At 59.3% G+C, this 11,647-nt stretch carries 8 protein-coding genes; 4 read left to right on the plus strand and 4 right to left on the minus strand.

Going from position 1 to position 11,647, the window contains the following annotated elements; all coding sequences use genetic code 11:
• Positions 1–78: 78 nt before the first annotated feature.
• Both BMZ66_RS11945 and BMZ66_RS11950 read right to left on the minus strand, forming a co-directional pair.
• Entirely contained in the window at positions 79–819 is a 741-nt protein-coding gene (locus BMZ66_RS11945) for a PorT family protein (protein WP_143080174.1), read from the minus strand.
• Positions 820–878: 59 nt separating this feature from the next.
• Positions 879–3,875: a serine hydrolase domain-containing protein gene (locus tag BMZ66_RS11950; RefSeq protein ID WP_234795073.1), complete on the minus strand. Its 2,997-nt coding sequence runs from the start codon at positions 3,873–3,875 to the stop codon at positions 879–881.
• A gap of 291 nt (positions 3,876–4,166) precedes the next feature.
• Here BMZ66_RS11950 and mutL point away from each other — a divergent pair, with 291 nt between their 5' ends.
• The 4 genes from mutL (at position 4,167) to BMZ66_RS11970 (ending at position 9,117) form a co-directional block, all read left to right on the plus strand.
• Positions 4,167–6,224: a DNA mismatch repair endonuclease MutL gene (mutL, locus tag BMZ66_RS11955; protein WP_092673256.1), complete on the plus strand. Its 2,058-nt coding sequence runs from the start codon at positions 4,167–4,169 to the stop codon at positions 6,222–6,224.
• A 141-nt stretch (positions 6,225–6,365) separates the two neighbouring features.
• Positions 6,366–7,151, plus strand: coding sequence for a rhomboid family intramembrane serine protease (locus BMZ66_RS11960; RefSeq protein ID WP_092673261.1), 786 nt, complete (start codon positions 6,366–6,368; stop codon positions 7,149–7,151).
• A gap of 60 nt (positions 7,152–7,211) precedes the next feature.
• The gene (locus tag BMZ66_RS11965; protein ID WP_092673264.1) at positions 7,212–8,120 is read left to right on the plus strand and encodes a rhomboid family intramembrane serine protease; all 909 of its coding nucleotides are present in this window, start codon (positions 7,212–7,214) and stop codon (positions 8,118–8,120) included.
• 196 nt (positions 8,121–8,316) lie between these two features.
• Positions 8,317–9,117, plus strand: coding sequence for a hypothetical protein (locus BMZ66_RS11970; protein WP_143080175.1), 801 nt, complete (start codon positions 8,317–8,319; stop codon positions 9,115–9,117).
• A gap of 71 nt (positions 9,118–9,188) precedes the next feature.
• On the opposite strand, the gene mdh is transcribed toward BMZ66_RS11970, so the two are convergent.
• The gene (mdh, locus tag BMZ66_RS11975; RefSeq protein WP_092673270.1) at positions 9,189–10,127 is read right to left on the minus strand and encodes a malate dehydrogenase; all 939 of its coding nucleotides are present in this window, start codon (positions 10,125–10,127) and stop codon (positions 9,189–9,191) included.
• A 130-nt stretch (positions 10,128–10,257) separates the two neighbouring features.
• Positions 10,258–11,589, minus strand: coding sequence for a tRNA lysidine(34) synthetase TilS (gene tilS / locus BMZ66_RS11980; RefSeq protein WP_092673273.1), 1,332 nt, complete (start codon positions 11,587–11,589; stop codon positions 10,258–10,260).
• Positions 11,590–11,647: the final 58 nt, after the last annotated feature.

Genomic DNA, 11,647 nt, shown 5'->3' on the forward strand with positions numbered 1-11,647 from the left:
CCTAAGTATGTGACGTGCTTAGCGCCACATTATTTTATAGTCGTCACAATCAGCGAGGAGTTGCTTTGTAAACAGCTATTACAAATCGAAGAAATAGGTGCCCGTTAGCTGCACCACGCGGTTGTGAGCCGCGTCGCGGGCGAAATCGTGGCCATAGTCATAGAGAAGGTACGGCTCGGAAGGATGGAGATTGACCAGCCCCAACTGATAGGCTACTTGTACTTGCATGGGTCCCCGCCGATAACCAATACCCAAATTTAGGCCTGCGTCCAAGCGTGAGTTATAGGTGTCGGACCCGTAGCGAATCTTGTCGTTGAAATGGTAAGGAGCATACTTTATGGCTGGGTGATAACTAAGCGTGGTTCCGCGCCGTTGGCCGCCGACTCCCAAAGCCGCATAAGGTCCCCCAAAAAGTTGAAAGTTGCTAACTTGATAAACTACGTTAACAGGGAGTTCCAGCCAATTGTACCGGTTGCTGCTACGTGTATTATTTCCGCTGTTGATAATGCCAAAGGTTGCATTTGTGTACTCCACATTGCTCGAGGTGTTTAAGCTCTCACCTTTTTGCGAGAACAACATGGCAGATTGCAGGGAAAAATTACGAAAGGCTATTTCGAGTACGGCTCCAGCCTGCCAGGCAAGGATACTGGATTTCTCTGTTGAATAGCTGAAGGGACCACTTGCTCCCGAGCTAGCGGCATCGAGCGTCGTGGTTGCGCGGTTGCCCCCACCACGTAAGCCCAGGCGGTAGGTAGTTTGGGCCGAAGCCGCGGTCACACTCAGAAGGGCAAACGTCAGAAGTAAAAGTGCGAATCTCATGAGGTAATGAATGGGTGATACCGCCATGAGGGACGCGGACCTTAAAAGGTTGCGTGGGCCTACTTCCTTGGAGTGCCCGCCGCCAACGACTTATAAATCACCTCGTGAATCCGCGTGCGGATGTTGTACTGGCGCAGCTTGTTGTTGCCAGCATCGGGGTATACCCGGTTCGACAGGAAGACGTAGAGAATCTCATTCTCAGGGTCCATCCACACACAGGTGCCCGTGAAGCCGGTGTGGCCAAAGGTGCTGGCCGGCGACAGGTTGCTGGTGGGGCCCGTGGGCTTGCGGGGGTCGCCGTGGTCCCAGCCCAGGCCGCGCCGCCCGCCCGTCATGGGCCGCGCAAATTCCGTTACGACCGGCGTCTGGAAGTAGCGGGACCCGCCGTAGCGGCCGTTCTGCAAGTTCATCTGCATGAGCACGGCCAAGTCGTTGGCCGTGGCGAACAGGCCGGCGTGGCCACCCACGCCGCCAACCAGGGCGGCAGTTTGGTCGTGCACGCTGCCTTGCAGCTGCTCGCGGCGGTAGTACGTGTCGTTCTCAGTGGGCGCGATGCAGCTTTTGGGGAAGCGCTGCAGCGGGTTATACGTCATGCTGCCCAGGCCCAGCGGCCGGTAAAAATTCTCCTGCAGGAAGCTCTCGATGGGCTGCTTCAGAATCTTTTCGCACAAGCGCTTCATTACAATAAAGCTCAGGTCCGAATACTCGGTGGGGTACTTGCCCTTCACTTTGGGCAGCAGGCTCGAGCGCATGGTCCAGGCCCATACCGAGTCGTCGGCGGCTTTGGTGCTGTATTCGCCGGGCACTACTTCGTTGGGGAAGTCGTCGGAGCGAATGCTGGCGTAGAAAGTCGGCTTCAGCCCGTTGCTGGTGATAGTGCGCTCCCAGGTCGGAATGCCCACCTTGAGGCCCGCTTGATGCATGAGCACGTCGCGCACGGTCATTTCGCGCTTGTTGGTGCGGTTTAGCTCGGGCAGGTAGGTGGCCACTCGCTCGTCCAGGTTCAGCTTGCCCTGGTCTTTGAGGTACATCACGGCCTGCAGCGTGCCCGCAACTTTAGTGATGGAAGCCAAGTCGTAGAGCGTGCTGTTCGTTACGGGCTGCGACTGGTCGTAGGTGCAGTAGCCGTAGCTCTGGTCAAACACTACGGTTCCGTTTTTGGCGACCAGCACCTGGCAGCCCGGCGCGGCCGCGTAGGTCTGGCTTTCGAGGGCAATGTTATCAATCTGGGCCAGCACGCGCGAGCTCAGGCCCTGGCTTTCGGGCGTGGCGTAGCGCAGACGCTTAAGGTCGGGCGTGGCAATGCCGGTGGTGACTTTCAGCGTGGGCGACACCGTGACGGGCAGCTTGCCCAGGGCCGGCAGCGCCCCAAACAGCACCTGCGGCACCACCAGCTGGGCGGCGTAGTGGTCCTCGTAGCCACACACTAGGGTGCGGGCGTTTTCCAGAAACTTCAACCCGTAGGCGTTGCCCATGGCTACCACCACCGTTTTCAGGCGTGGGTTGGCCTGCAGCTGTTTGATGAACCGCAGGGCACCGTCGCCCATGCCGTAGCTGTGGCTGGGCGTGTTGTTCATATTATGCAGGCTCACCACTACCACATTGTAGCCGCCTAGGCGGGAAAGAATGCGGGTAAAGGTGGAGTCGTCGGCGTAGCGGTTGGCCACGGCGTACACGGGGCCCGGCTGGTACTTATTGAAGATGGTGGCGTAGGGCCCTTCGGCCTGCGTGCCAATGGTGATGGCTGCAATGCGCAGCGTGTCGAGCCGCTGGAAGGGGAGGAGCTTGTCGTCATTCTTCACCACCGTTACGGCGTGCTCAAAAATCGACTGGGCCACCACTTTCGAGAAAGGCTGGTTGAGGCTGTCACGTAAAGCGGCCGTCCGCACCGGCTTGTACTTCGAAAGACCAGCCCAGTGCTTCACCCGCAAAATCTTCTTGATGCGGAAGTCTAAATCTTCCTGGTTGAGCTTGCCCGCCGTCACGGCTTCGCGGATGCGCAGCAGCGCGGCCGGCACGTCCTCCGAAAACAGCAGCACGTCGTTGCCGGCAGCCAAGGCCATGGCGTCGAGCTCGCCGTCTTTGTAGAGCTTGCTCACGCTCTTCATGTTGAGCGCGTCGGTAAACGTCAGACCCTTAAAGCCCATCTTGGTCTTGAGTAGGTCCGTCACCAGCGCGCGCGACAGGGTCGTGGTCTTGGCGTTGGTCGTGTCAAAGAGCGGCATGTAGAGGTGGGCCACCATCACGCCCATCACCCCGGCTTCGAAAGACTGCTGAAATGGCACCAGGTCAACTTTGCTCAGGCGGGCCAGGTCGGTGTTGATGACTGGCAGGGCCACGTGGGAGTCGGTATCGGTGTCGCCGTGGCCGGGGAAGTGCTTGGCTACGGCCATTACGCCGTTTTCCTGCAAGCCTTTGATATACTGAACACCCAGCTTAGCCACTCGCTCCTGGTCTTCTCCAAACGAGCGGTTGCCAATGACCGGGTTGCCGGGGTTTGAGTTCACGTCAATGACCGGCGCGAAACTGATGTGCACGCCCAGGGCCCGCATTTTGCGGGCAATTTCACGGCCCATCAGGTACACGTATTTGGGGTCGTCCATGGCGCCCAGCGTCATCTGCTTGGCGAAGTGGGCCGAGGAGTCAAGACGCATATCGAGTCCCCACTCGGCGTCCATGGCAATAAGCAGGGGCACCTTGGCGGAGGCCTGCAGGCGGTTGGTCATGTTGGCTTGGCGCTTGGGACCACCCTGCAAGAACATCACCCCGCCAATGCTTTGGTTACGCACCAGCTGCTCGATGCGGTTGAAGTGGGCGCGGTCCTTATTCGAATACGCGGCCACCATAAACAGCTGGCCCAGGCGCTGCTCAGGCGTGAGCGAGTTGAACACGCTGTCGACCCAGGCCGTTTCGGCGGCGGAGGAAGGCAGCGGGTCGGCGGGCAGCTTTGGCACTTCGGAAAACGACAGCAGCAGGCCCGTCACGAGCAGCAGGACAAACAAGCCAAGCTGGAGAGGGATGCGCATCAGCCCCGCGGGGGTGGTGGGTTTATTCAAGGGGCAAACGGGCCGCGAAGGCCGTACTTTTGTCGTGGGTAGCAGCGGAACCCGCCGGCTACGTTTGGAGGTTCCAAACGTAGCCAGCTGCGGCGTGAAATGCTTGTGGCAGTTGCCATAAAATTTCATGCTACAATTCCGCTATTTAGCCGCAAAGGTACGCAGAAAACCGCGGCGTGGGTTTAAAACGCTGCCATTTTATGCTTATTGACGGGCACGTTTTCGCTTGTTTGCGTGCCCGTTAGCTCATTCGATTTTCCCTGGCGCAAGCTCCAGCGTGCGCTTCTTCCTATGCCCGATATTATTCACCTGCTTCCCGAATACCTCGCCAACCAGATTGCGGCTGGCGAGGTAGTGCAGCGCCCTGCCTCCGTGGTGAAGGAGCTGCTGGAGAACGCTGTCGATGCCGGGGCTACCCAGGTTCAACTTATTGTGAAAGAGGCAGGCAAACAGCTCGTGCAGGTCGTCGACAACGGCGCCGGCATGTCGCCCACCGATGCCCGCATGAGCCTGGAGCGCCACGCTACCAGCAAGATTCGCTCGACCGAAGATTTATTTCGCATCCGCACCCTTGGGTTTCGGGGCGAAGCCCTTGCCAGCATCGCGGCCGTGGCCCAGGTCGAAATTCGCACCAAGCAGCGCGAGCACGACACCGGCACCCTGCTGCTGGTCGAAGGCTCGCAAGTGACAAGCCAGCAGCCCACCGCCTGCCCCGACGGCACCAGCATTGCCGTGAAAAACCTGTTTTTCAACGTGCCCGCGCGCCGCAATTTTCTTAAGAGCAACGCCGTGGAAATGCGGCACATTCTCGACGAGTTTCAGCACGTGGCGTTGGCCAACCCTAACATTGCCTTCTCGCTTTATCAGAACGACCTGGAGGTATTTGGCCTACCCGCCGGCAAGCTCAGCCAGCGCATCGTGGCCCTGCTCGGCAACGGCTACAAGGAGCAGCTGGCGGCTTGCGAAGAAGTCACGCATTCCATCTCGGTGAAGGGCTTCGTGGGCAAGCCCGAGTCGTCGAAGAAAAGCCGGGGCGACCAGTTTTTCTTTGTCAACAACCGCTTCATTCGCTCGGCCTATCTCAACCACGCCGTGCTGGCGGCTTATGAGGGACTGCTGGCCCGCGACACGCACCCGTTCTACGTGCTGTTTCTGGAGCTCGACCCCAAGGCCATCGACATCAACGTGCATCCCACCAAAACGGAAATCAAGTTCGAGGACGAGAAAACTGTGTACGCCGTAGTGCGCGCTGCCGTGAAGCAGAGCCTTGGCCTGCACAATATTGCGCCCTCGCTCGACTTCGACGGCGACGTAAACTTTGCACCCATCCGCCCGCTGCGCACCGGGAAAGGCACCGGCCAGGTACCTACCGAAGCCGACGACCACCTGCCCGCCGCTAGCTCAGCCGCCCGCGCCGCGAGCAGCGACGGCTACCGCCCCGATGCCCTGGCGGCTTCGACATCGGCGGCCCGCACCCCGCCCGGCCCCTCAGGCTTTTCCAACTTCAACGCCGATACCCGACGCGACGGCTACGAGCGGCAGATTCCGCCGCGCCCCACCGAGCAGGCCCGCCGCGAGCTCGAAGCCTTTTACCGTGAGCTGGGCCAACCTGTGAAGGATGAGCCCACCCTCGACAGCGCCACCATGCGCAGCTTCGAGACCGCAGCTTCGGCCGAGCCAGCCCCCGCGAGCGGCGACGACCTGACCCTAAGCCTGGGCCTGACCCTGCCCGATGCTCAGCCGGCCCGCGCTGCGCCCGCCCGGGAGCGGGAGAGCAGCACGGGCAGCCGGGCCCTGCAAGTACAGCAGCGCTACGTGCTGGTGCCGGTGAAATCGGGCGTGCTGCTCATCGACCAGGAGGCCGCCCGCGAGCGGATTCTGTACGAGCAGTACCGCCAGGAGCTGAGCCGGGCCGTGGGCACTTCCCAAACGCTGCTCTTCCCGCGCACCGTCACCTTCAACCCCGCCGATTTTGCGGTGCTGCGCGAGCTCACCGAGCCCCTTCATGCTTTGGGCTTCATCTTCGTAGAGTTCGGCCCCAACACCATTGCCGTGGAAGCCATTCCGGCCAGCATGCCCGCCCAGGACGAGAAGGAGCTGCTCGAAAGCCTGATTGAGCAGTACCGCACTGCCTCTGGCCCCCTCAAGCTCGACCAGAGCGAGAGCCTTGCCCGCGCCCTGGCCCGCCGCGTGGCAGCTGGCACGGCCGCTACCAGGTTGCCGGAGTCGGAGCTCAGCGCCCTAGCCGACCGGCTTTTTGCCTGCCAGGTGCCCGGCTACACCCCCGACGGTCGCAAAACCCTGGTGTTGTTGGATGGGCAGCAGTTGGCCGATTTTTTCCGTAAGTAACCTTCTTTGGGGCCTCCTTCTTATAGATAAAGGCGCCAGCTGCCTGCCGTTAGTTTTTGTCGGCTCCGCTGACTCTTCGTTCACCGATTCTCCAACCATACGCCGGCCCTGCCGCTGCCGGTTGGGGCTTTAAATTTCTTCATGTTCAACCTGACCCCCACCGTTCGTATTCTGCTATTTGCGAACATCTTCTTCTTTGCGGCGCAAACCTATTTTCTGCCTTTGCTCACCCAGATAGGCAGCCTGTACCCCATCGGCTCGCCGATGTTCTTTCCGTGGCAATTCGTTACGGCCATTTTCCTGCACGGCGGCTGGATGCACCTTATTTTCAATATGTTCGGCCTGATTTCCTTCGGTCCGCTGCTGGAGCAGCGTTGGGGGCCGCAGCGCTTTTTGGTTTTTTGGCTGATTTGCGGCATTGGCGCCAGCATATTTTACCAAGGCGTGCGCTACTATGAGATTAACAAAATGGAAGTAGCGCGGCAGGAGTTTCGGCAGGACCCGTCCGGGGCCAACTTCGTCGAGTTCTTCCGGCAGAATTTCCCCGACCAGCAAGGCTACGAGCAGGTAGGGGCCGCCATGACTCGTAACCCCACCGACACGGAATACATCAGCTCGGCCAACACCACCCTCGACACCCTTATCAATCGTAGTTACCAAGTGGGCATGCTGGGCGCCTCCGGGGCACTGTTCGGCTTGCTTTTCGCCTTCGCCTACTTGTTTCCAAACACCGAATTATTTCTCCTGTTTATCCCGTTTCCCATCAAGGCCAAGTACTTTGTGTTCTTCTACGCGGCCTACGAACTGTATGCCGGCGTGCACCGCACCCCCGGCGACAGCGTGGCCCACTTTGCTCACTTGGGCGGCCTGCTGGTCGGGTTCATTTTGGTAAAGTTCTGGGAAGGTGGCCGCGAGCGTTTCTATTAAGGTATTGATGCGGTTTAGCCGCCTATTGATAAAATTCGTCTTTTTCGCTTAATTCGAGATATGAGCATCGTTCAAGATATCCGCTCTGCTTTCAGCCGCCGCGACAACGCCCTCATGCAGCTCATCCTGCTGAACGTGCTGGTGTTTGCGGTGCTTATTGTGCTGCGCACCGTTCTCACCGTGAGCAGCGCCAGTGGCTACTTCTTGCCCGTGATGCGGCAGTTTGAGCTGTCGTCGGCGCTGCCCGAGCTGCTGCGCCACCCCTGGACGCTGCTGACGTATGCCTTCACCCACAAAGGCTTCTTCCACATCCTGTTCAACTTGCTGAACCTGTACTGGTTTGGCCAACTGCTGCGCGAGTACCTGGGCGACCGTCGCCTCGTGAGCCTCTATGTGCTGGGCGCGCTGGCTGGCGCGGCCATTTTCCTGCTCAGCTTTAACCTTATTCCGGCGTTTCAGCCCGGAGTGGGCACGCCCATGATTGGGGCCTCGGCGGCAGTTACGGCCATCATCGTAGCCGCGGCCACGCTACTGCCCGACTACACCTTTTCGCTGATTCTCATCGGCCCGGTTAAGATAAAATGGATTGCGGCCGTGCTTGTGCTCATTTCGCTAGCGGGCGTGAACGGCGGCAATGCCGGCGGCGAAATTGCCCACCTGGGCGGTGCGCTGGTTGGCTTTCTGTTCATCAAGCAGCTGCAAGCTGGCCGCGACCTGGGCCGCCCTGTGCAGGCCGTGGGCAATTTCTTTACTAAGCTGTTTGCCCGCCGGCCCGCCATGCGCGTGAGCAGTACGCGCCGCCCCGAGCCCGTTACTGCCACCGCCTCCAGCGGTGGCAAGAAGCCCGCTGTGGCCGGCCAGCCCCTGCAGGATGAGATTGATAACATCCTCGACAAGATTTCGCGCTCCGGCTACGAGAGCCTGTCTAAGGAAGAGAAGCAGAAGCTATTCCGCGCCAGTCAGCAGTAAAATAGGCTATTTGCTATCTAAGTTTTTGCCTAGCTTTACGATAAGTGTTGGCTAATAAAGAGACTTAGATAATATGCTGGTATATGCTTGGGGACTGCCATTGGCATTTAGCATATTGGCATGGCCAATACTAATTCTGCTGCACGAACTGGGGCACGCTGTGCCTGCACTGCTATTTACGCGGGCTAGGGTAACCATGTACCTGGGTTCCTATGGCGACAGCGAAAATTCATGGCGAATTCAGGTCGGCCTGTTGGAGATATACCTAAAGAAAGGAAGCATACTCTGGCCCGGGGGAATGTGTGTGTACAGCAGTCAAGACACAAGTAAAGCGCAACAGGCAATAATTCTTATTGGTGGCGTTGCTGTGTCGTTGGCAATTGCCACGCTGGGTTTCTATGGAACGCTGATGTTCGACCTACACGGTTCTGTGAAACTATACATGGCTCTGCTGACGCTACTCGCAGCAATAACCTTGATAACAAATCTGGCGGCTTACGAAACCGAACGTATGGCCACTGATGGCCTACAGCTTAAACGACTGATAACTGGTGAGAAAGCAGTTGCCCCTTTATCGCCAGAACTACAGGCACTAATTGCCCAATCAAGAGAGGTAGCCATTGACTTGGGCTACAATTACATCTCAACGCTACACCTGTTTCTGGCTGACTGCGCCATGCCTTACCACTATTCTTTAGGCAAGCTGTTTTTCCAGGATGAAGAAGCCCAACAAGCATTCTACGAGCAGCATAGAGTAGGACTGGCGAATTGCAATGCCGGCTCTCTGCCGCTTACAACGGAGTTCGAAGAGGCCTTGAGGCTAACTCCAACAACTCAGCGTCACGGCTTGTGTGAAGTACTGCACCCGTGTCACCTATTTCTGGCAGCCAGCGGGATGCCCAATTCCGAGTTCAGTCGAGTTATCCCCGAGCCAACCAATTTGCCGCAGCGGCTGCTGACTCACTACCGCGCTTTCAGCGAATTAGGGATTAATTAACAGTTTAACTATTCACAAAAAAGCCCCGCCAGTTAATACCGGCGGGGCTTCTTTATTGGGCTGACAAATCCTTAAGCAGGCTGGCCCATCTTGTCCAGGGCGTCCATTACTTCTTTCACGTGGCCGCGCGAAGTTTCGAGCATCTGCTTCTCCTCGTCGTTGAGCTGCAATTCAATCACGCGCTCCACGCCGTTTTTGCCGAGGATAACCGGGGCACCGAGGTACACACCGTTGATGCCGTACTCGCCTTGCAGCTCGAGGCACACGGGGAACACGCGGCGCTGGTCGCGCACGATGGCTTCTACCATTTGAGCGGCGGCCGCGCCGGGCGCGTACCAAGCCGACGTACCCATGAGCTTCACCAGCTCGCCACCGCCTACGGCGGTGCGCTGCACAATGGCGTCAAGCTCGGCTTTGCCGATGAGTTCGGTAACGGGGATGCCGCCCACGGTGGTGTAGCGGGGCAGGGGTACCATGGTGTCGCCGTGGCCACCCATTAGTACCGCCTGAATGTCTTTGGGGCTTACGTTCAGGGCCTCGGCCAAGAAGGCGCGGTAGCGGGCCGTGTCCAGAATGCCGGCCATGCCGAATACCTTTTCGCGGGGCAGCTTGGCAGTGAGGTGGGCCTGGTAGGTCATCACGTCGAGCGGGTTGCTCACCACGATGATGATGGCGTTGGGGGAGTGGGCCACCACCTGCTCGGTTACCGACTTCACGATGCCGGCGTTCACCGAAATCAGGTCGTCGCGGCTCATGCCGGGCTTGCGGGGCAGGCCCGAAGTGATAACCACCACTTCCGAACCAGCGGTGCGGGCGTAGTCGTTGGTGACGCCGACCGTGCGCGAATCGTAACCAATAACTGGGGATTTCTGCCAGATATCGAGTGCTTTGCCTTCGGCAATGCCTTCCTTGATGTCGACCAGTACAATTTCGTTGGCAATTTCACGGGTGGCGAGCACATCGGCGCAGGTTGCGCCTACGTTGCCGGCTCCGACTACGGTAACTTTCATAGGAGAGGGTGTTGGTGTTGGGATGGGGTTACGTGGCAAAAGTAAGTACGGGCAGCAGAAGCTTAGGCCCCTGAAGCGGACTTTTTGCTATCAGCTTAGTGGCCGCTGCCAAAGCTGGCCATATCACGGACTACAGCCGTTGTACGGTAAGCACCCGCTCGGTAGTGTCCTCCACCTTAAATCGGTCGTCGACGCGCCAGCCCACCACCCAGCAGATTTTGCCGTCGGCGGAGGTCAGCACGCGCACGTCGTCTTTGAGGTTAAGTGGTACTTTCTGGTCGATGAGGAAGTCGCTGAGCAGCTTCTTGCCCTTGAGGCCCAGGGGCATAAACCAGTCGCCTTCCTGCCACTTACGCAGTGTGAGCGGAAATTTGAGCTTGTCGGCGTCCATCGCAGCGGTGCTTTTTGAGCGCGGTATGATGAAGTGCTTGGCGTCGTCGTGCAGCTCGGCTTTCAGGCGCATGCCGTCGGCCAGCAGGTCGGTTTGGCCGGCTGCCAGCTGGAAGGTGCCGAACTGCGTGAGCCGCCGCGGCGTGATAACCAAGTGCTCCCGGTCCTTCACCAGGCGGTGCGTGGGCGAGTCAAAGCGCCGGCCCGACTCGCCGGGGAAGGCCGCCACAATGTCCTTCACCATCAGCCAGGAGAAGCCGAAGGGGCGCAGCATCTCGTGCAGCACCAGGGCCGTGGCGGCGGTTTTTTGCAGGGTGGCGATGTTGAGGTAGGTTACTTCGGCATCGTCGCGGCGGGCCAGGGCGGTGGTGTCTTCCACGTAGCGGCGCACAATTTCTTCGGCCCCGCCCACGCGCTCGGCGGTGCCGTGCATGGTCTGGTCGAGGTTGGGATTGATTTCGCGGAGCACGGGCAGCACCTCGTGGCGCAGCAGGTTGCGCTGGTACACGGGGCTGTCGTTGCTGTCGTCTTCGCGCCAACGCAGGCCGCGCTCCACCAAGTAGTCGTGCAGGTCTTCGCGGCCCACGCCCAGCAGCGGGCGCACCACAAAGCCGTTTTTCACCTGAATGCCGTGCAGGCCAGCCAGGCCGGTGCCGTGGGTCAGGTTCAGAATCATGGTTTCGGCCTGGTCGCGCTGGTGGTGGGCCGTGGCGATGTAGGCCAGCCCCTGGGTGGCGCGCACCTGCTCAAACCAGCGGTAGCGCAGCAGGCGGGCCGCCATCTGGGTCGAGATGCCTTCCTGCTCAGCAAATTCTTTGGTCCGGAAAAACTCGGCGAAGTAGGGGAGACCGTACTGCTTGGCCAGCTTGCGCACGAACTGCTCGTCGGCGTCGGCGTCTTCGCCGCGCAGGCCGAAGTGGCAGTGCGCCACCGCCACTTGAACCCCGAGCCGGTGCAAAATGTCTAACAATACCACCGAATCCAGCCCCCCACTCACGGTGACCAGAATGGGGTCGTTTTCGATGGAAAACAGGTTGTGCTCCTCAATGAAGCGGCGAACGGTATCGAGCATAGTAAATAAGGTGACGATTAACAACGTCATGCAGAGCGCAGCGAAGCATCTCGCGTGC

Source organism: Hymenobacter arizonensis (assembly GCF_900115775.1).
Classification (GTDB): Bacteria; Bacteroidota; Bacteroidia; order Cytophagales; family Hymenobacteraceae; genus Hymenobacter; species Hymenobacter arizonensis.